This is a genomic window from Rhizobium mesosinicum (assembly GCF_019511345.1).
Taxonomy (GTDB): Bacteria; Pseudomonadota; Alphaproteobacteria; order Rhizobiales; family Rhizobiaceae; genus Rhizobium; species Rhizobium mesosinicum.
Genome location: NZ_JAEUAK010000002.1, coordinates 13,850 through 32,732, shown reverse-complemented (window position 1 = coordinate 32,732; position 18,883 = coordinate 13,850). Strand labels below are relative to the sequence as shown.

Annotated in this window: 20 protein-coding genes; 13 read left to right on the top strand and 7 right to left on the bottom strand. The window is 59.5% G+C overall.

Going from position 1 to position 18,883, the window contains the following annotated elements; translation table 11 throughout:
* Positions 1-44 precede the first annotated feature (44 nt).
* The 5 genes from JNB85_RS04130 to JNB85_RS04110 all read right to left on the bottom strand — a co-directional run bounded on the left by JNB85_RS04130 (position 45) and on the right by JNB85_RS04110 (position 4,133).
* On the bottom strand, positions 45-665 hold the full coding sequence (locus JNB85_RS04130; RefSeq protein ID WP_220333139.1) for a PRC-barrel domain-containing protein: 621 nt from the start codon (positions 663-665) through the stop codon (positions 45-47).
* A gap of 223 nt (positions 666-888) precedes the next feature.
* A complete protein-coding gene (locus JNB85_RS04125; RefSeq protein ID WP_220333138.1) occupies positions 889-1,776 on the bottom strand; it encodes an SMP-30/gluconolactonase/LRE family protein in 888 nt (295 codons plus the stop codon).
* Positions 1,777-1,780: 4 nt separating this feature from the next.
* Complete coding sequence (locus JNB85_RS04120) at positions 1,781-2,413, bottom strand: 2-dehydro-3-deoxy-6-phosphogalactonate aldolase (RefSeq protein WP_220333137.1); 633 nt, start codon at positions 2,411-2,413, stop codon at positions 1,781-1,783.
* A gap of 32 nt (positions 2,414-2,445) precedes the next feature.
* Positions 2,446-3,363: a 2-dehydro-3-deoxygalactonokinase gene (locus JNB85_RS04115; protein WP_220333136.1), complete on the bottom strand. Its 918-nt coding sequence runs from the start codon at positions 3,361-3,363 to the stop codon at positions 2,446-2,448.
* A complete protein-coding gene (locus JNB85_RS04110) occupies positions 3,363-4,133 on the bottom strand; it encodes an SDR family NAD(P)-dependent oxidoreductase (RefSeq protein WP_220333135.1) in 771 nt (256 codons plus the stop codon). Before JNB85_RS04110 ends, JNB85_RS04115 begins: the two co-directional genes overlap by 1 nt.
* A gap of 123 nt (positions 4,134-4,256) precedes the next feature.
* Here JNB85_RS04110 and JNB85_RS04105 point away from each other — a divergent pair, with 123 nt between their 5' ends.
* The 11 genes from JNB85_RS04105 (at position 4,257) to JNB85_RS04055 (ending at position 15,422) form a co-directional block, all read left to right on the top strand.
* Entirely contained in the window at positions 4,257-5,084 is an 828-nt protein-coding gene (locus tag JNB85_RS04105) for an IclR family transcriptional regulator (RefSeq protein ID WP_220333722.1), read from the top strand.
* A 259-nt stretch (positions 5,085-5,343) separates the two neighbouring features.
* Positions 5,344-6,075 carry a LuxR family transcriptional regulator gene (locus JNB85_RS04100; RefSeq protein WP_220333134.1) on the top strand — a complete coding sequence of 244 codons (732 nt, stop codon included), beginning with the start codon at positions 5,344-5,346 and terminating at the stop codon, positions 6,073-6,075.
* A 495-nt stretch (positions 6,076-6,570) separates the two neighbouring features.
* Positions 6,571-7,722 carry an Mrp/NBP35 family ATP-binding protein gene (locus JNB85_RS04095; protein WP_220333133.1) on the top strand — a complete coding sequence of 384 codons (1,152 nt, stop codon included), beginning with the start codon at positions 6,571-6,573 and terminating at the stop codon, positions 7,720-7,722.
* Between the two features lie 394 nt (positions 7,723-8,116).
* Positions 8,117-9,094: a magnesium transporter CorA family protein gene (locus JNB85_RS04090; RefSeq protein ID WP_183749122.1), complete on the top strand. Its 978-nt coding sequence runs from the start codon at positions 8,117-8,119 to the stop codon at positions 9,092-9,094.
* Between the two features lie 18 nt (positions 9,095-9,112).
* Positions 9,113-11,011, top strand: coding sequence for a potassium transporter Kup (locus JNB85_RS04085; RefSeq protein WP_220333132.1), 1,899 nt, complete (start codon positions 9,113-9,115; stop codon positions 11,009-11,011).
* Positions 11,012-11,224: 213 nt separating this feature from the next.
* Complete coding sequence (locus JNB85_RS04080; RefSeq protein WP_220333131.1) at positions 11,225-12,403, top strand: cell wall hydrolase; 1,179 nt, start codon at positions 11,225-11,227, stop codon at positions 12,401-12,403.
* A gap of 380 nt (positions 12,404-12,783) precedes the next feature.
* Entirely contained in the window at positions 12,784-13,122 is a 339-nt protein-coding gene (locus JNB85_RS04075) for an AtpZ/AtpI family protein (protein WP_183749125.1), read from the top strand.
* Between the two features lie 58 nt (positions 13,123-13,180).
* Positions 13,181-13,933: a F0F1 ATP synthase subunit A gene (locus tag JNB85_RS04070; protein WP_220333130.1), complete on the top strand. Its 753-nt coding sequence runs from the start codon at positions 13,181-13,183 to the stop codon at positions 13,931-13,933.
* A gap of 66 nt (positions 13,934-13,999) precedes the next feature.
* Positions 14,000-14,227, top strand: coding sequence for a F0F1 ATP synthase subunit C (locus tag JNB85_RS04065; protein ID WP_015338972.1), 228 nt, complete (start codon positions 14,000-14,002; stop codon positions 14,225-14,227).
* A 79-nt stretch (positions 14,228-14,306) separates the two neighbouring features.
* Positions 14,307-14,927, top strand: coding sequence for a F0F1 ATP synthase subunit B (locus JNB85_RS04060; RefSeq protein WP_220333129.1), 621 nt, complete (start codon positions 14,307-14,309; stop codon positions 14,925-14,927).
* A 3-nt stretch (positions 14,928-14,930) separates the two neighbouring features.
* Positions 14,931-15,422 carry a F0F1 ATP synthase subunit B gene (locus JNB85_RS04055; RefSeq protein ID WP_183729067.1) on the top strand — a complete coding sequence of 164 codons (492 nt, stop codon included), beginning with the start codon at positions 14,931-14,933 and terminating at the stop codon, positions 15,420-15,422.
* A gap of 229 nt (positions 15,423-15,651) precedes the next feature.
* On the opposite strand, the gene JNB85_RS04050 is transcribed toward JNB85_RS04055, so the two are convergent.
* Complete coding sequence (locus tag JNB85_RS04050; RefSeq protein WP_220333128.1) at positions 15,652-16,344, bottom strand: ribonuclease HII; 693 nt, start codon at positions 16,342-16,344, stop codon at positions 15,652-15,654.
* A gap of 226 nt (positions 16,345-16,570) precedes the next feature.
* Positions 16,571-17,728: a PA0069 family radical SAM protein gene (locus JNB85_RS04045; RefSeq protein ID WP_220333127.1), complete on the bottom strand. Its 1,158-nt coding sequence runs from the start codon at positions 17,726-17,728 to the stop codon at positions 16,571-16,573.
* Positions 17,729-17,867: 139 nt separating this feature from the next.
* On the opposite strand from JNB85_RS04045, the gene JNB85_RS04040 reads away from it, so the two are divergent.
* Both JNB85_RS04040 and JNB85_RS04035 read left to right on the top strand, forming a co-directional pair.
* On the top strand, positions 17,868-18,386 hold the full coding sequence (locus tag JNB85_RS04040; RefSeq protein WP_220333721.1) for a glycosyltransferase family 2 protein: 519 nt from the start codon (positions 17,868-17,870) through the stop codon (positions 18,384-18,386).
* A gap of 176 nt (positions 18,387-18,562) precedes the next feature.
* Positions 18,563-18,877 carry a hypothetical protein gene (locus JNB85_RS04035; protein WP_220333126.1) on the top strand — a complete coding sequence of 105 codons (315 nt, stop codon included), beginning with the start codon at positions 18,563-18,565 and terminating at the stop codon, positions 18,875-18,877.
* The last annotated feature ends 6 nt before the right edge of the window (positions 18,878-18,883 follow it).

Below are 18,883 nucleotides of genomic sequence, written 5' to 3'. Positions count from 1 at the left end.
CGCCCCATGGGACGCCATCGCCTACGCTCTACTCTCCGTACGGATTACTTGTTGGTCGTCGAGCCTGTCGACGTGTTGTCCGTCGGCAGAGCCGTACCGGTCGCTGCTGGAGCCCTTTCAGCCGACTGCATAGCCAGCGTCTTGAATTCCGGAGCGGCCTTCAGCGATTCCGCGGTTTCCGTGGTCGTGAGCTTGACGGTGCCGTCCTGCGTGTTCTGGGCGACGGTGATCTTCTGCATCGGAACGGCGACGTTCTTTTCGCCAATGCCTAGGAAGCCGCCGACACCAATGATAGCTGCTACGAGGCCGCCATCCTTCTTCATGATGAGGTCGTTGACTTCGCCGATGCTCTCATTGTTGCCGTTATAGACCGACTGGCCGATATAGGTGTTGGCGCTGATCTGGTCCGGGGCCTGCTGTGTAAGATAACTGTCGCTACCTGCCTGAGCCGTATCGGTGGTCGGTGCCGGCGCAGGGGCCTGTGCGGCGTCACCTGCAGGAGCCATCGGCTTGACCGGTGCGGGGGATGCAGGATCGGCGGGTGCAGACTGGGTGGGGGCAGCAGGGTTCGCAGGTTGCTGAGCCGTCTGCGAAAATGCCGTCGGTGCGAAAGCCGTGGCAAACAATGCGCCAGCGGCAACGGTCGTCAGGAGTTTGCGTGTCATTTCGTACCTACCTTCGTTCCTTGAGTGATCCCTGGCCTGGCAGCGCCTGTTTTCAGGCATTCCTGTCGTGCCGGTTCAAGAATGAAATGACCGATTTGCTTATTGGTTCCGGACGAAGACACGGAAAATTTTACGGTTTTCACGGAACCTTGATCGAAAAGCGACCCCAAATGCAAAAGGCGCCCTGCAACGGAGCGCCTTTGTACATGCGGGGTTTCGACGTTCAGATCACATAGGCAGGATCGAAAACACCCTTTACGGTGATGCCGAGCTCAAGGAGCGCGCCTGCGCTCGGCTGGGCGGAGCGGGCATCCTCGTCCAGCCCTTCCCAGGCCGTCGTCACCACCAGCCGGTCGGCATTGGCGCCGATGAAAGCCGGGCAGGAAGGCTGTGCGGCCGGCACCTTGTAGCGGGCGATGCGCAGGCCATCCGGGCTGTAGCGATCGACGACACCGGCGCCCCAGCGCGCGTTCCAGATATAACCGTCGGCATCGCAGACCGAACCGTCCAGCCCGCCGGGTTCGTCCATGCTGTCGACCATCACGATCGGTTCGCCCGAAGGCAGGCCGGTCTGCGGATCGACCATGACCCGCATCAGGCGGCTGATGCGGGTATCGGTGAAATAGCCGATCGTACCGTCGGGCGAAAAGCAGATGGAGTTCGGAATGCTGATACCGCCGAAGATCTTCGTCACCTTGCCGGCGGCAACATGATAGATCGCGCCGGCCTGGTTTTCGGCGCGCTTGCTCATAGTGCTGATCCACAACGCGCCCGAGGGATGCGTGCGCCCGTCGTTGGAGCGGTTCTCCGGCTTGTCGTTTTCCAGCGCTGCATAAAAGGTCAGGTTGCCGCTCGCGATATCACGCACGAAAAGCCCTTCTTCGGTCGCCAGCAGCTGGCGGTCAGAATCGATGCGGGCAAGCACGCTCGCCATGACAGGCAACGGATGCACTTTCTTTTCGTCCGTCGAAAGATTGAGCTCGTGAAGCTCCTTGCCGAGGATGTTGAACCACCAGACCGAGTTGGAAACGGGATCGTAAGTGGGGCCTTCACCGAGAACCGAATTGGTGTTGCAAAGTGTTTTGCCCTCGAATTCATAAATATCAGTCATATGCCTATGCTCCTATGGCTGCATCATAGGCTAAGATGGTTGCCTTGGCGCGCTCGGCAACCTCTGCGGCGGTCATTCCCGGCTTGTAAATGCTGGTGCCGAGACCGAAGGCCAAAATGCCCGCTCTAGTATAATCGGAAAAGTTCTTGTCCGACACGCCGCCGACCGCCGCAATCACCAGTTCCTGCGGCAGGACGGCGCGGATTGCGGTGATGCCCGACGGCCCCAGAACGCTCGCGGGGAAGAACTTGAGGCCGGTCGCACCCGCACGGGCAGCCTGCAGCGCTTCAGTAGGCGTAAAGACGCCGGGCATGGTCACCATGCCGTAGTCGCGGGCGCGGATGATGACCTCGGGCTCGACATTCGGTGTGACCAAGAGCTTGCCGCCAGCCGCATGCAGGCTGGCGACGGCTTCCGTGGTCAATACCGTGCCGGCTCCGATCAACACATTTGCGGGCGCCATCTTGGCGGCGATCTCTATCGACTTGAAGGGCTCCGGCGAGTTGAGCGGAATCTCGATCGCCGTCAGGCCATTTTCGATCAGCGCGCCGACCACGGCTTCGGTTTCCTCGGGCTTGATGCCGCGCAGGATGGCAATCAGCGGACGCTTCATCTCGGGGAAGGGGACACGGTTCATGTGAAATATCTTTCTCAGTTCGGCCAAATGGCTCAATTTGGCCAGATGGCTTGGGCAGCAGCCGAAAGCCCGCCGCGGACGGCGGCATCGGCATCGATGGCGGTGAAGGAAAGGGAGAGCGTGCAGAAAGCCTGCTCGTAAAGCGCCTGCAGGCGTCCGGAAGCGACGAGGGTAATGGCCGTATCGTTTCCGGCATCCTGCAGCGCGCCGGCAATTTCAAGGCCGATCAGAGTGCCGGAGAGCTTGGCTTGAGCAGCGGCAGCCGAAATACCGTGCAGAAGCTGGCCGGAGCGGGCGGTGAAAATCATGTTCGACGCAAGTGCCGGCCGCTTGAAGGCGGCTGCAACCGCCGCTTCGAAGGCCGCTGCATCGGCCGGCTGGTCCTCGGCGCCGGCAACGGCATGCATGAGGATTGTGTGTTTGCTGATGGCGTCGAAAAGCTCGCCGGTCATGAACGTGGAGAAACCGGTGACCTTGCCGTCTCTGACATGCACCCACTTGGAATGCGTACCCGGCATGCAGACGGCCTGCATTCCCTTGCTGTCTGGCCCGAGTGCCCCGAGAAGCTGCGTTTCTTCGCCGCGCATGACATCGGGCGTCTCAGCATCGCGCTGCGCGAGGCCCGGGAGAATGCGCACGTCGCGGCTTTCGTCAGGCACGGAAACCGCGCCTGACAGAATCGAGGAAAGCGAAGCCGGCACGTCGATATAACCCGCCTCTACCCAGCCCTGCCGCGCGCCCGCCATGCCGCAGACGATGACCGGCAGGTCATCAGGCGCTTCGACGGCTGCGAGATGTCCAGCGAGAACCTGGGGAAAGCCGGTTTTGGCGGCCGTGGTCATGCCTTCGCTGCTGCGGCGCTCCGCAAGAACGCTGCCGTCGGCGCCGATAAGCCAGAGCCGGAAGCTGCTGGTGCCCCAGTCCACCGCGACATATGCTGGATTTGCCATTAGAGAACGCCTCCGTCGACGATCAGGGACTGCGCGGTCATGCCGGCTGCGCAGTCGGATGCAAGAAACAGAGCCGGACCGACGATCGCGTCCGGCTTCAATGGGGTCTTCAGGCATTGCTCCTGCACGGAGCGGGCAATGCTTTCCTCCGTCAGCCATAGCTTCATCTGCCGCTCGGTCACCACCATGCCCGGCAGGATGCAGTTGACGCGGATATTCTCGGGGCCAAGTCTTCCAGCCATGCTCTTTGTGAGGCCGACGATTGCCGCTTTGGCGGCGGCATAAGCAGGAAAGACGCCCATATTCAGCTTGAAGGCAATTGACGACATGTTGATGATCGCTCCGCCGCCGGCTGACCGCATCGAAGGGGCAACCGCCTGCGAGGTGAAGAAGACATGGCGCAGGTTGATTGCCTGGTTGTTGTCCCAATAGTCCTCGGTCACGTCGTCGAATTCGTGCCGGTCGTCCCAGGCGGCATTGTTGACGAGCACCCGGATCGGCCCGGACCTTTCGACAACCTCGCTCACAGTCCGCCTGATGGCTTCGATATCGCGGAGGTCTGTGTGGTGGAAGCTGACCGGATACGCAGTTTCTCCGGAAAGCCGTTCTGCCAGTTCCCGGCTTTCTACCTCGGCGATGTCGAGGAAGGATACCTTTGCGCCCTGCCTTGCGAAACCCTCGACGAGGGCAGCGCCGATGCCGGAACCGCCGCCGCTCACCAGCACCGTGCGATCCCTGAACTCGGGGAATTGTGCGGTCACAGCACTCATCGTCTTTCCTCCCGCATGTGGTTATTCCATTATTTGGAACTTAATTTGACTATATGGAATTATTCGATTAGCCTGCCTTTAGTGTCAAGAGTAGGAAAGGCGATGAACTCCAGCGGCGACAGCATGGCGCAAGCGGATGACGAGAGCCTGTTGTGTGACACCGGCGCTTCGCGTGATACTAGCACGCGTGATACTGGCACGCTCGGCAAGCTGGTGATGCTGCTTGATCTCGTCACTCATGCCGACGCTCCCCTGCGCTTTACCGATATTCTCGCTTTAACCAACCAGCCGCGCGGCACGCTGCACCGGCAGCTCGGCCATCTGGTGGCGGAAGGACTCCTCGAACTTGACGCCGAAGGCCGTTATGCGCCGGGCCTCCGGCTCCTCGATTTCGCCTCGAGAAGTTGGGCGCGCAACGAATTTCGCCTGATTGCCGCTCCGCATCTGGCCTCTCTTCATCGGGAGACGGGTGAGACCGTCCATCTCGGCGTGCTGCGTGGCTCCTCCATCATTTATCTCGACAAGGTCGAAGGACACCAGCCGGTGCGCATGTATTCACAGATCGGCAATGCCTCACCCTGCTATTGCACCGGTGTCGGCAAGGCCGCACTCTCAGTGTTGTCATCGGTTCAGCTCGACGAGTTGCTCCCCGGCCTGCATTTCAACCGCTTTACCTCGGCGACGCATGTGAGCGCTGAAAGCCTGCTGATGGAGATCGGCGAAATTGCCGCGGCCGGCCATGCTTTCGATCGCGAGGAGCACGAGGCTGGTATTCGTTGCGTCGCCGCCCCCATCTGGTCGGACGATCGGTCCTTCATCGGCGGGGTTTCCGTCACCGGTCCCGCTTACCGGCTGTCGATGGAACTTCTCCAGGAATGGACCATTCCTGTCCAGGTGACGGCCCGGAAAATCATGGACGAAATGCGCGTCCGTCTCGGGCCAAGGCGTTGAAACCGATTTGACCGTTCTCAACCGCTGGACGTGGTACGCATAGCATGCTTATGATGAGTGCAATATTGAGATTTGACGGCGAATCACGCCAACTGAGGTCGTCCGCGAAATCATCGACATTCACCGGCCGAACGCGCTGCACGCCGAGGCCGAATCCCATTGATCTGACGGGCGTCGCGTAACCCACCCTGTACTGACCGTTTTTCTACAAGGCTGCCAGCGGTTTACCCAAAGCCCGGTTCGAAGGCGAAAAAATCTGATGGCAAGCTTACCGCAAACTTCGGTGGAAGAGGCCTACGTCCAGGAGGTCGCCGGCCTAAAGACGCAGTTCGACATTTTCCGCTTCATGAAGCGGGTGACGGAGGCCTATCGCAGCCGGGCATTCATGGTTTTGAACCTGCCGCCGGTTACCTCCTTCGATCTTCAGGGCAACACGATCATTACCAGCTGGCCCGCTGAACTCTTGTCCATCTACGATCAGGAAGGACTTATGGTGAACAGTCCGGTCCTGCGCCGGCTGCGCACGTCGACTTTGCCCTTCTTCTACGATACATCGCGCACCAACTGGCCGCGCGACGACGGCAAGACAGGTGTCGTTGCAGCCCTTTTCGAACGCTTCAAGATGATGCGCTGCGCCTATTTTCCGACCCATGAACCGTCGGGCGCGCGCGGTGCAGTCTCCTTTGCCGGTGATCGCGAGCCCTTCACTCCGGCGGAGATGCGGGAACTCAGCTACATCGCGATCCATGTCTTCGATCGGCTGGCCGAAATCCGCAATCTCGATACGCGCATGACCGATACACTGACGGACCGTGAGATCGATTGCCTCAATTGGACGGCCGCTGGTAAGACCAGTGCGGAGATCGCGGAAATCCTCGATCTCTCCGAACACACGGTCAATCACTACCTGAACCGCGCAACAAAGAAGCTGGATACAGTCAACCGCACGCAGGCCGTCGCCAAGGCACTGCGCATTGGCCTCATCAAGTAAGGCCCCGATTTCAGCAGGGCCTACGGCCTAAAATAACGTCAGTTGCTGCTTGGCTGCTCAATATCTGAGCGTCGATTGCTCGATGGATTGCTGGAACTGACGATTGCCATCCTTTTTTCGCAATTTTCGCAGTTGGCACGCTTCCTGCTTCGTTATCGACAGAGGTCCAGAGGGGACTTTGAAAACAGCGCCAGATCAATGGCGCGACCGACACGCCGCCGTCTGATATCGCTGCCGCTTTTCTCCCGGCGTTCCGATATCGGCGGCGCTTGTTGCGTTTGGTACCGCCTTTTACCCTGTTCCGAGACCGGACGATTTCTTTCTATACTTCTGGCTTTTTTCGCTTCCTCTACGTTGCTCCGAATTGCGCCGATTCTCGACGGAGAGAGAATGTGCTGCCTTGCTTTGACGTCAGGTGTGCCTGCTGCCCGATTTTATTTGGCGAAGCTGCCGGCCTCCACTATTTACTGATGACGAAAAAGCAGTGAGGGTGGAATGACCGAGGTCACCAAGGAACAGGTACTGGAAACGCTTAAGACCGTGCGAGGGCCGGATCTGGAGCACAACATCGTCGAACTCGGCATGGTTTCCGATGTCTTCATTTCCGATGGCAAGGTCTATTTCTCCATCACCGTGCCGGCCGAACGCGCCAAGGAGCTGGAGCCGCTGCGGCTCGCTGCCGAGCGCGTCATCAAGGAAATGCCGGGTGTCAAAGGCGCGCTTGTGGCACTGACGGCAGACAAGAAGGCCGCCGCCAATGCGCCCGCAGCGCGCCCCGCTCCCCAGGCTGACCACAGCCATCACGGCCACTCCCATGCCCCGCAGCTGCCGCCTCGCACCGCCAAGATCGGCGTTCCCGGTATTGGCGCCATTATCGCTGTCGCGTCGGGCAAGGGGGGCGTCGGCAAGTCGACGACTGCGGTCAATCTGGCCCTCGGTCTGCAGGCGAATGGTCTTCGCGTCGGTATTCTCGATGCCGATATCTACGGCCCCTCTATGCCGCGCCTCCTGAAGATTTCCGGCCGCCCGACGCAGATCGACGGTCGCATCATCAACCCAATGGAGAATTACGGCCTCAAGGTCATGTCTATGGGCTTCCTCGTCGACGAGGAAACCGCGATGATCTGGCGCGGACCGATGGTTCAGTCCGCCCTCCTGCAGATGCTGCGCGAAGTTGCCTGGGGCGAGCTCGATGTTCTCGTCGTCGACATGCCGCCCGGCACAGGTGACGCCCAGCTCACCATGGCTCAGCAAGTGCCGCTCGCCGGCGCCGTGATCGTCTCGACGCCGCAGGATCTGGCGCTGATCGATGCCCGCAAGGGCCTCAACATGTTCCGCAAGGTCGAAGTGCCTGTTCTCGGTATTGTCGAGAACATGAGCTATTTCGTCGCGCCCGATACCGGCACGCGTTACGACATCTTCGGCCACGGCGGGGCGCGCAAGGAAGCCGAGCGCATCGGTGTGCCCTTCCTTGGCGAAGTGCCGCTGACCATGAACATCCGCGAGACTTCGGATGCCGGGACGCCGCTCGTCGCCTCCGATCCAAATGGCATAGTCGCCGGAATCTACCGTGCCATTGCTGCCAAGGTCTGGGAGCAGGTCGGCGAAAGGCCGCAGCGCGCTGCACCTGCAATCGTCTTCGAGTAGGGCGAATCACTTGGCCGCTCACCTCAGATTGTGGAGGAAATGAGATGAAAAGGCGCAGTTCAGGTAAGATGTCTTGATTATTTTCCGGCTTTGCTTCATATGCGCGCCGGCGTCATCATGGCGCGTCTGCAAATGCTCTGTGATGGCGCCTGTCGATGAAGGTTCCGCCCTCTCTGCATATTCGGAGTTGACTTGTCGATCGAAGGATTGGTGACTGCGATGCGGTGGAGCAACCCGGCCGGTAAGGCCGACATGGCCGGAGTTTTATGAACCTGCTTTATCCGCTTCCGTTACGATCGATGACCAGTGTGCCCTGGCGTGACTGCGCTCGCGAGGGCGTGGAAGTGCTTTCGATGAAAAGGGCTAAGACGGTTGGGCGCGGGAGATGCGGGCTGTGATCACCGCATATTGTTCCAACTGCAAGTCGGTCGAGATCCGTGATCTTGCCAATCCTCCTGAGTTTCCGGCGGATGTGGTATGGGTCGACATGGTCGAACCGACTCGCGAGGAGGAACTGCATGTCGAAAAGATCCTTGGCATCGAAGTGCCGACCCGTGACGATCTCAGGGCAATTGAGCCGTCAGCCCGCCTCTATGTCGAAAATAATGCGGTATACATGACCGCTTCGCTGATATGGAAAGCGGAAACGGAAGCGCCGACCCTGACGGATGTCGCATTCATCCTCGCCGGCGACAAGTTGGTGACCATCCGCTATGCCCATCCGAAGTCCTTCGCACTCTTCATCGCCGCTCTGCACCGCATACCGGAACAGTGGCGCAGCGGCGCCGCTTTGCTCGCCAAGCTCCTGGAAACGATCGTCGATCGGACCGCCGAAGTTCTGGAAATGTCGATCTCCCGCCTCGACATCCTCTCTGTGCATGTGTTCGGTGACCGTGCCAAGAAGGTGCGCAAGCCATCGAACTATCTGGAAGAGAAGCTGAAGGACATTGCCGGCCATCACCGCATGATCAGCAAACTGCGCGACAGTCTCGGTTCGCTCTCGCGCCTTCTCACTTTCTTCTATACGATCCCGGTCGTGCAGCACGATCAGGAAACCAAAGAGCTCTGCCGAACGATCTCGCGCGACATCCAGTCCCTTTCGGAACATGCGTCCTTCGTCGCCGGCAACATCACCTTCCTGCTCGACGCTTCGCTCGGCCTCATCAACATCGAGCAGAATGCCATCATCAAGATTTTTTCGATTGCTTCGGTCGTGTTCTTGCCGCCGACGCTGGTCGCCTCCATTTATGGCATGAATTTCGAATTCATGCCGGAGTTGCACCTGACCGCGGGTTATCCCTATTCGCTCGGTCTCATGGTGATCTCCGCCGTCATTCCCTTCTTCTTTTTCCGCTGGAAAGGCTGGCTCTGAGGAGCCTGTGATTGCTTCATGTCTGAAGAAAGCCATTCTCACGAACGTCACCTTGGGCCGCGCAAGCTCTTCTATCTTGCGCTGGGTTCGGTAGGTGTCGTTTACGGAGATATCGGCACGAGCCCGCTTTATGCCTTCCGCGAAGCGCTGAAGCCGGTTGCCCATGACGGTCTCACCCGTTTCGAGGTAATCAGCCTGATTTCCCTGATGATCTGGGCGCTGACTATCATCGTCACCATCAAATACGTGCTTTTCCTGCTGCGCGCCGACAACGACGGCGAAGGCGGCACGCTGTCGCTGCTGGCCCTACTGATGAAGACCGCCAACGGCCACACTGCGCTCCTGATGCTGCTCGGGCTGATGGGCGCAGCGCTCTTCCTGGGAGATGCCATGATCACCCCGGCGCTCTCGGTTCTCTCGGCCGTCGAAGGTCTGAAGCTCGTCACGCCGCAGCTATCGGATTATATCGTGCCCATATCGGTGGCGATCCTGGCATTGCTCTTTGTCGTGCAGTCACATGGAACGGGCGCGGTCGCCCGCTTCTTCGGTCCTATCACGGCGCTCTGGTTCCTCGTTATGGCCGCCGCCGGCATTGTCCATATTTCGGATGATTACGGCATCCTCGCCGCCTTCAACCCCTATTATGCCGTAAGCTTCCTGCTGCACGAGGGCTTCTACGGCGTTGTCGTTCTCGGCGCCGTCTTCCTGACCGTCACCGGCGCGGAAGCGCTCTATGCGGATCTCGGCCATTTCGGCCGGCGTCCGATCCAGTGGGCGTGGTTTGTGCTTGTGTTTCCGTCGCTGACGCTGAACTATCTCGGGCAGGGCGCGCTCGTTCTCGGCAATCCGATGACGATGTCCGATCCCTTCTACCTCATGTATCCGCAATGGGCGCTCTTGCCGGTCGTCATTCTCGCAACCGCCGCCACCATCATCGCAAGCCAGGCCGTCATAACAGGCGCCTTCTCGCTCGTGCGCCAGGGGATCAACCTCGGCTTCCTGCCGCGCATGGAAATCCTCTTCACATCCGAGACCAATACCGGGCAGATTTTCGTGCCGTCGGTCAATGCGGTGCTGTTTTTCGGCGTTATCTTCCTCGTGCTCGGGTTCAAGACCTCGGATGCGCTGGCCACCGCCTATGGTATCTCCGTCACCGGCGCAATGGTCGTCACCTCGATCATGGCCTTTGAATTCGTCCGCGCTCGCTGGAACTGGTCGCTTCCGGTTGCCGTAATCGCACTCGCGCCGCTGGTTGTTCTCGAACTGATCTTCCTCGGCGCCAACCTCTTGAAGATTCACGACGGCGGCTACATCCCGATCATGATCGCAACGGCTTTCACCGTCATCATGTGGACCTGGCGCCGCGGCACGGCGATCCTGACGGAAAAGACCCGTCACACCGATATTCCGCTCGCGTCCTTCGTCAGCTCCATCGAGCGCAAGAGCGAGCATTCGCCCGCCCATGTTCCTGGCACTGCGATCTTCCTGACCAGCGATCCGGATTCCGCACCCGCCGCACTGCTGCACAATCTCAAGCACAATCATGTGCTTCATGATCGCAATGTCATCCTGACGATCCGCACGGTCAACAAGCCGCGCGTCTCGCCGCAGGAGCGCTACAAAGTCGAGCAAATCTCGGAACGCTTCTCGCGCGTGGAACTGCTCTTCGGCTTCATGGAATCGCAGAATGTCTCGCAGGCACTGGCGGCGCTGCGCAAGACCGGCCTGAAGTTCGATATTATGACGACGTCCTTCTATCTCGGCCGCCGCAAGCTGGTGCCTGATGCCAAGTCCGGCATGCCCTACTGGCAGGACCGTCTCTATATCGCGCTCGCAAACGCCGCCGCCAATCCCTCGGATTACTTTCGCCTGCCGGCAAACCGCGTAGTGGAACTAGGCTCGCATGTCATCATCTGACGGGGGTAAGGAGAGGGTGCCATCTCACCCTCTCCCGCTCTGTGCGGGTCGGGAATGAGCGGGGCCAGATGATCGATTTGACGAAAATATCAGCCGCGTTGGAACATGCGGAAATCTTCATGGGCATATTCCGGGACAGATCGTTAACCAGCTATCAAGGTTAATGCGAGATTTTCTTGGGACTGTTCCTGCGTCCCATGCTCGGAGTCCGCGTTGCGTCGAAATGGCCGTTCCCGCAGCAAGCTGCGTCTCTTGCCCCAGAATTGGGTCTCTCCCGCAATCTTCGGCGTGGCCGGATGGCTGATCTTCCCGAACGTCGCTTCCCACGCCGATCTTGCCACCATGCTTGCTGGTCTCGACAATGATGGCGAAAGCTGGCGCATGGTTCTAACCAATTCGCCCGCAGGCTCCATCCACCAGGCGGAACTCGCTTTTGCCGATCCCGCCGCCACCGGCTCGATCGCTGCCGGTGCCGGCATGGTGCTGCCCGACGGCCGCAAGGTTGCCTTCGTCTCCGGCGAGAAGGGCAGTGAGAGTAGTCCCGACGAGGATCGCGTCAATCGCGATGCCAAGAAGGGTCGCGTCGTCGCCGTCGAAAAGGTGCAACCGCCGAAGGATTTCTCCGCCGGTTCGATCATCGAGCGCACCAAACTTCTCTTCCGCCCGGTCTTCGATCTCAAGGATAAGTCTGCCTTCGTGAAGCCGACGATCAAGGGCAAGGAAATCGAGATTGCCACGGCCTTCTATAAGACGCAGCCGGCTCCGCAGCAGGACAATGCTGTGCCGGCAATGCTGGCAAGCCTCGTGACCAGCAATAAGGCGGACGTATTGGCGACGGCCTATGCGGCGGCGGCACCGGATTATTCCCGCCAGTCGCCTTTCGATTCGATCCTGACGGACAAGGACGAAGGTCGCTTCGTGCCGCAGATAGGCCCGAAGGATCATGCCTGGGCTGCCAGCATCCTCCCGCCCAGCGTCTTTTCCGCAAGCGAGCAACAATGCCTGGCTTCAGGAATCTATTTCGAAGCGCGCGGCGAATCTGTGAAGGGGCAGGCGGCCGTCGCGCAGGTCATCCTCAACCGCGTCCGCAACCCAGCCTATCCGAAGACAATCTGCGGGGTCGTCTACCAGAACGAAGACTGGCGCAACCGCTGCCAATTTTCCTTCGCCTGCGACAGCATCAAGGATCGTGTGAATTCGCAATATCACTGGCGTGTCGCCCGCGATGTTGCCCTGGCCGTTACCGCAGGCAAGATTTGGCTGCCGCAAGTCGGGTCGGCCACGCATTACCATGCCGTCTACGTCCGGCCGAATTGGGCCAGGACCATGGAAAAAGTCGGCCGCATCGGCATGCATGTCTTCTACCGCACCTATGGCGGCGGCTGGAGCTGATATCGCGCAAAAGCGTGCGGTGGTTTTGGGATAAGGATATGCGTGAAACAAAAGCCTGAAGCCTGGCAGGCGAATCCGAAGGATCGCGACACGCTTCAAGCAAAAGGGCACTGATTGCCGATTTTTTGCCGCCCGGCGTTGTTCGAAGACGGATTCTGTCGATGAAATCGGGTGCGAGGGGGCGAGTTCCGCTTAAACATTTGATTTTCTGGGATTATTTTATGGCTGGACACAGGCTCGCTACGCCTTGACTATACTAATCCCTAAAACTATGTTGCGCGCGACTTCAGAACGGGCCGGAAGGTTCTTTAACCTTCGCGTCCGTGGTTCGGAAAACCGGGGTAGCGGGATTGCGGGCGACGGGAGCGGAGGAGAGCACGATGGCGGATGACCGCGAAGAAAGTCTTGAACAGCGCCGTCGGCAGCTGGAAGCGGAACTTGCTTCCAAGCGTGTCGATGACAGGAAGGAAGAAGCGCGGGAGGCCAGCGCCGAGCAGAGCCGTAAAGGTTATGCGCAGGCGATGAAGCTTTCGAGCGAATTCATTTCTGCCATTGTTGTCGGTGCTGTACTCGGCTGGCTCTTCGACCATTTTGTTGGCACGACGCCTTGGGGGTTGATTGTTCTTCTGCTTCTTGGATTCTGTGCCGGCGTTTTGAATGTTTTGCGCGCTGCGGGGAAGGTTGCCCAACCCCTGGATCGCCAAAACGCTGATAAATAGGGCCGCCCGGCCCAGTGCAATTTCCGCTTCCCGGCGGGCCAAAGAGAGAGAGCAACCGGTGTCAAACGATCCGACTCATCAGTTCCAGATCTTCAAGATTGTGCCGATCGAGATCGGCGGGATTGATTTCTCGTTCACCAATGCATCGCTCTTCATGGTGGCTTCGGCGGCCGTCGCTGCTGGCTTCCTTTATTTCTCGACCACGAACCGTGCTATCGTTCCTGGCCGTTCGCAGTCGCTTGCCGAAATGTCCTACGAGTTCATTGCCGGCATGCTGAAGGAAGGCGCGGGCACCAAGGGAATGAAATTTTTCCCGCTGGTCTTCTCACTCTTCATGTTCGTGCTGACGGCAAATCTGCTCGGCATGTTCCCGTATTTCTTCACGATCACCAGCCAGATCATCGTCACCTTCGCGCTGGCGATCCTCGTCATCGGCACCGTTCTAGTCTACGGCTTCTATAAGCACGGCTTCCACTTCTTTAATGTCTTCGTGCCCTCGGGCGTGCCGGGCATTCTGTTGCCGCTGGTCGTCGCGATCGAAATCATTTCCTTCCTGTCCCGACCGATTTCATTGTCGGTTCGTCTTTTCGCAAACATGCTCGCCGGTCACATAACGCTGAAGGTGTTCGCAGGCTTCGTCGCCTCGCTTGGAGCCCTCGGTGCAGTCGGTGTCGGCGGAGCCGTTCTTCCTCTCATCATGACCGTCGCCCTGACCGGTCTCGAGTTCCTCGTTGCCTTCCTTCAGGCTTACGTCTTTGCGGTGCTGACTTGCATGTACCTCAATGACGCGATCCATCCAGGCGGGCACTAAGGATAACGACATCGACGTCAAAGGGCGTCAGTCATTCGCCGCAACAACCATTTAAAGGAGTTCAACATGGACGCGGAAGCAGCAAAGTTCATCGGTGCAGGTCTGGCTTGCTTTGGTATGGCCGGTACGGCTCTCGGCCTCGGCAACATCTTCGGCAGCTACCTCTCCGGCGCTCTGCGCAATCCGTCTGCCGCTGACAGCCAGTTCGGCCGTCTGGTATTCGGTTTTGCCGTTACGGAAGCTTTGGGCATCTTCTCGCTGCTCGTCGCTCTTCTCCTCCTCTTCGCCGTCTGATCTCGGTGGAATTGATGGATCACGGCCTGCGAACAGCGAGCCGTGATCCTTTGCATTTGCAGTACACCTGGAGGTGAGCATGTTTTTTGTGACCCCGGCCTACGCTGAAGAGGTCCCGGCGGGAACCGCGACGGATGCGCATGCCGCTCCGGCTGCCGGCGAGGTCCATACCGAGACCGGCGTCGCCGAAGGCGAGCACGCGCGTGGGCCTTTCCCGCCCTTCGATTCGTCGACCTATGCATCCCAGCTCCTCTGGCTGGCGATTACGTTCGTCATTTTCTACCTGCTCATGCAAAAGGTCATCGCACCGCGCATCGGCGCCATCCTCGAGCAGCGTCACAACCGCATCTCGCAGGATGTCGAAGAAGCCGGCCGCCTGAAGTCGGAAGCAGATGCTGCCGTCGCAACCTACGAAGGCGAACTTGCCGCTGCCCGCGCTAAGGCAAACTCGATCGGCACTGCCGCTCGTGACGCCGCCAAGGTCAAGGCCGAGGAAGACCGCCGCGCCGTCGAGGCAAGCCTGACCGAAAAGCTGAAGGCTGCCGAAGCCCGCATCGCCGATGTGAAGGCGAAGGCTTTTGCCGATGTCGGTGCCATCGCCGAGGAAACCGCAGCAGCCGTTGTCGAACAGCTCATCGGCGGCTCTGCTGCCCAGTCTGATGTTGCCGCTGCCGTTGCAGCCGCCAAGAAGGAGGCTTGATCGATGGAATTTGCTTTCGATGCAACTTTCTTCGCCTTCGTCGGCCTCGTTCTCTTCCTGGCACTGATCGTTTACCTGAAGGTCCCGGGCATGATGGCGAAGTCGCTTGACGACCGCGCCGACCAGATCCGCAACGAGCTGGCGGAAGCCAAGCGTCTGCGTGAAGAGGCCCAGCACCTGCTCGCTGAATATCAGCGTAAGCGCAAGGAAGCCGAAGCCGAAGCCGCGCACATCGTGGCTGCAGCCGAGCGCGAAGCCGAAATGCTGACCGCCGAGGCGAAGAAGAAAACGGAAGAGTTCGTCGCCAACCGTACGGCTCTTTCCGAGCAGAAGATCAAGCAGGCCGAAGCCGATGCAATGAAGGCTGTCCGCTCTGCTGCCGTCGATCTCGCCATCGCAGCTGCCGAATCCGTTATCGGCAAGCAGGCCGATGGCAAGATCCAGTCCGAGCTTTTTGGTCAGGCCGTCGGCGAAGTAAAGACCCGTCTGAACTGATCTGCAGTTCTTTGGAATTGGAAAAGCCTCGCTTCAGCGGGGCTTTTCTGCTTTTGGCGGTGCTGTTGTGCGTGGCGTGATATCTGAACTTATGACGGGCAGCGCTGAGAATAACGGATAGCTCGTTTCGGAAGCTTTTACCGCCCCCGATGCCTGTACGGCATGAATCGTCTTTGATAGCTACCATCCGGTGGCTCAAAGCGAAACGCGAGGGATATCCGGCTGGAGCCTAATCCTCCAGCATCTCTCCATTAACCTCTCCCACGACGCCCTCCTTGCGGAGTGGCCGGAAGCTCATCCGGTGCAGCGAGCATGGTCCGTGCTTTTCGATGCCGGAGCGATGCTGCGCCGTGCCATATCCGACATGAGCAGCAAAACCATATTCGGGAAATACCAGATGCGCGCGCGCCATCATTCGGTCGCGAGTGACCTTCGCCACGATGGACGCGGCAGCGATTGAAACGGACCGGGCGTCACCCTTCACCACGGCCTGACCGGGGCAGTCGAGCCCAACGGGCACATCCAGCCCATCCGTCAGCACATAGCTTGCCGGTATGGAAAGGCCGCAGATCGCGCGTCGCATGGCGTCAAGACTTGCCTTGCGGATATCGGTCTCGTCGATGCGTGTAGAACTGGATGAAGCGATGGAAACGGTAGCGGTTGCAAGAATCTGGACGAACAGCTCCTCGCGCCGCTGCGCTGAAAGCTGCTTGGAATCGTTGAGGCCTTCGGGAATACGTTTGGGATCGAGGATCACAGCTGCGGCAACGACGGGGCCTGCAAGCGGTCCGCGTCCAGCCTCGTCGGCGCCAGCGACAGGCCAGTGACCAGCCTTGCGGGCTTTCAGCTCCAGCCGGAAATCCGGCACGAGGGGAGCCTCTTCAAAGAGCAGAGGAGAATCGGGTGACGTGCGACGTTTCATGCGGTTGAACCTCGCACGCCAACCCGATTTCCTGCAAGCCCCCGGATCAGGGCGGCGACGGCCGGGGGCGGTCCAACGGATGAGTGCGGTCAGGCCCATCCGCCGGAATTGCGCAAGACAGAAGACGCAGGGCAGGTCTTCTTCACGCCTTACGCAAGCCTATTAGCAATTCCCAGCAAAAGTGCATCGCGGTTGTGCGTTTGCGGAATTGCGTGAAAATAACCAGTCATAGCAACGAAAGCTGCACGCCGCTGCCATTTGGCGGCACGAAGAGATCGTCGCGCAAGGCAAGGCTTCGACGGGTCAACTCCAGCCGCTTCGCCGCCATCTCAAAGCGGCGGGCGATCTGCCAGGCGTAGGGCCCGGCGCCTTTCATGCGCTTGCCGAATTCGGCGTCATAATCCTTGCCGCCGCGCATCGAGCGTACCAGCGACATCACATGACGATAGCGATCAGGATAATTCTGCAGCAGCCAGTCGCGGAACAGCGGGCTTACTTCCAGCGGCAGCCGCAGCAGCACATAACTTGCCTCTTCTGCGCCTGCCGCCTTCGCGGCATCGAGGATACGTTCCAGTTCGTGATCGTTGAGTGCCGGGATGATCGGCGCGGCCATCACCGACGTCCGCACACCGGCCCCGGAAAGCCCGCGGATCGCCTCCAGCCTGCGCGTCGGCGTCGAAGCCCGCGGCTCCATAAGGCGCGCAAGCTTGCGGTCGAGCGTCGTGACCGAAATGCCGACACGCACGATGTTCTTCGCCGCCATCTCCGTGAGAATATCGAGATCGCGCAGGATCATCGCCGACTTGGTGACGATCGCAACAGGGTGGTTCGCCTTGTTGAGCACTTCGAGGATCTGCCGCATGATGCGCCATTCCTTTTCGATCGGCTGGTAAGGGTCGGTGTTGGTGCCGATCGCGATGACGCGTACCTTGTAACCGGGCTTGGCAAGCTCCCGTTCCAGAAGCTTAGGCGCGTCCGGCTTGGCAAAGAGCTTGCTTTCGAAATCCAGCCCTGCCGAAAGACCCATATAAGCATGGGTCGGTCGGGCAAAGCAGTAGATGCAGCCATGCTCGCAGCCGCGATAGGGATTGATCGACCGGTCGAAGGAGAGATCGGGAGATTCGTTGCGGGTAATCGCCGTGCGCGGCTTCTCGATCTGCACATCCGTCTTGAACGGCGGCAGTTCCTCGAGCGTCTGCCAGCCGTCATCGAAGGTTTCGCGCTGTGTGGGCTCGAAGCGGCCGCTGGGGTTCAGTCCCGCACCGCGGCCACGCCGCCGGTCGACCTCGACGCGCAGCCCCGAGGCCGCGATCATCGCGTCGGCAATATCTGCCGTATTGGCAGGCGCGAATGCAGCCTGCCCTGCAAGGGACTGTGGTCTCATCGGATTCTCCAGCGGTGAAAAACGTTCAATTCCGCTCGTTTTGATGATTATATTCCTATCGGCAAAATGAGAACAATGCAAGAACAAAATGCGGAAAGTCGCGCTGGCAAAATTTTGTGCGGCGCTCTATAAACGGGCAATGTTGACTGTCGTTCTTGAATGCCAGGATCAGGAACCTGAGCTGGCCCAGACTCTATCGGTGTTGGTGGCGGGCGCCGTGGAGGGCCTCGTCAGTGACGTGGTCGTGCTCGATCACGGCTCACGCGATGGCACGTCGCGAGTGGCGGACGCCGCCGGTTGCCGTTTCCATTCGCACTGGGATATCAAGGACATCATCCGATCCGCCCGCGGCGAATGGCTGCTCTTCGTCGAGCCGGGCGCAAGACCGCAGGCAGGCTGGATCGACGAAGTCTCGGAATATGTGGTCTTGAACAAGGTCCCTGCGCGCTTTACCGCCTCGCGCGGGTATCGCCGCCCTTTTTTTCAGCGTGTAGGTCGTGTCAGGCCGCCACTGGAGCTCGGCCTGCTCATGCCTAAGAAACTTGCCATTTCAGTTGCAAAAAGCGGCATGAGCCTTGCCGAATTCACCAAGGCACAGAAGCCACGCCAACTCTCCAGCGAGTTGATTCCCTCCTGGGTCGCCCGCGCCGCGCGATAGCGCACTCTCGATATTGCGAAAAGATAGCGCTCAATAGGATTTCGCGCTATAATTCGAGTATGGCGCCGCCGAAGCGCTTGGCTTCGCAACGGATGGCCATGGAATGCCGGTGAACGGCAGAACAGGTCAACGAAAATCTCCTCTTCTGCCGGGTTCCCGGCAAAAGGAGGTGCGTCATGCTACCCAATATCGTCCACGGCCTGCTGGCCGTCATATTGACGGCATTGCTGATCGCGCATCCGCATCCGGCAGCATCGCAGATGATGCGCAGTTGCGCAGGCCGATCCGAGATCGTCAAATTCTTGGACAGCAACTTTTCTGAAAAGCTCACGGCAGTCGGACTGATCAACCAGAACGCCGCTCTCGAGGTCTATGCTGCCGAAAGCGGCACCTGGACACTCATTATCACGGACGTTCACGGCATCAGCTGCGTGCTACTGTCCGGCGACAGCTGGGAAACCATGCCTGCCCTGCCAGCCCTCGCGACATAGCGATGT

Coding starts and splice junctions, on each gene's coding strand:
- JNB85_RS04130 (WP_220333139.1), bottom strand. CDS start 665: ATGACACGCAAACTCCTGACGACCGTTGCCGCTGGCGCATTGTTTGCC.
- JNB85_RS04125 (WP_220333138.1), bottom strand. CDS start 1,776: ATGACTGATATTTATGAATTCGAGGGCAAAACACTTTGCAACACCAAT.
- JNB85_RS04120 (WP_220333137.1), bottom strand. CDS start 2,413: ATGAACCGTGTCCCCTTCCCCGAGATGAAGCGTCCGCTGATTGCCATC.
- JNB85_RS04115 (WP_220333136.1), bottom strand. CDS start 3,363: ATGGCAAATCCAGCATATGTCGCGGTGGACTGGGGCACCAGCAGCTTC.
- JNB85_RS04110 (WP_220333135.1), bottom strand. CDS start 4,133: ATGAGTGCTGTGACCGCACAATTCCCCGAGTTCAGGGATCGCACGGTG.
- JNB85_RS04105 (WP_220333722.1), top strand. CDS start 4,257: ATGGCGCAAGCGGATGACGAGAGCCTGTTGTGTGACACCGGCGCTTCG.
- JNB85_RS04100 (WP_220333134.1), top strand. CDS start 5,344: ATGGCAAGCTTACCGCAAACTTCGGTGGAAGAGGCCTACGTCCAGGAG.
- JNB85_RS04095 (WP_220333133.1), top strand. CDS start 6,571: ATGACCGAGGTCACCAAGGAACAGGTACTGGAAACGCTTAAGACCGTG.
- JNB85_RS04085 (WP_220333132.1), top strand. CDS start 9,113: ATGTCTGAAGAAAGCCATTCTCACGAACGTCACCTTGGGCCGCGCAAG.
- JNB85_RS04075 (WP_183749125.1), top strand. CDS start 12,784: ATGGCGGATGACCGCGAAGAAAGTCTTGAACAGCGCCGTCGGCAGCTG.
- JNB85_RS04065 (WP_015338972.1), top strand. CDS start 14,000: ATGGACGCGGAAGCAGCAAAGTTCATCGGTGCAGGTCTGGCTTGCTTT.
- JNB85_RS04060 (WP_220333129.1), top strand. CDS start 14,307: ATGTTTTTTGTGACCCCGGCCTACGCTGAAGAGGTCCCGGCGGGAACC.
- JNB85_RS04055 (WP_183729067.1), top strand. CDS start 14,931: ATGGAATTTGCTTTCGATGCAACTTTCTTCGCCTTCGTCGGCCTCGTT.
- JNB85_RS04050 (WP_220333128.1), bottom strand. CDS start 16,344: ATGAAACGTCGCACGTCACCCGATTCTCCTCTGCTCTTTGAAGAGGCT.
- JNB85_RS04045 (WP_220333127.1), bottom strand. CDS start 17,728: ATGAGACCACAGTCCCTTGCAGGGCAGGCTGCATTCGCGCCTGCCAAT.
- JNB85_RS04040 (WP_220333721.1), top strand. CDS start 17,868: ATGTTGACTGTCGTTCTTGAATGCCAGGATCAGGAACCTGAGCTGGCC.
- JNB85_RS04035 (WP_220333126.1), top strand. CDS start 18,563: ATGCTACCCAATATCGTCCACGGCCTGCTGGCCGTCATATTGACGGCA.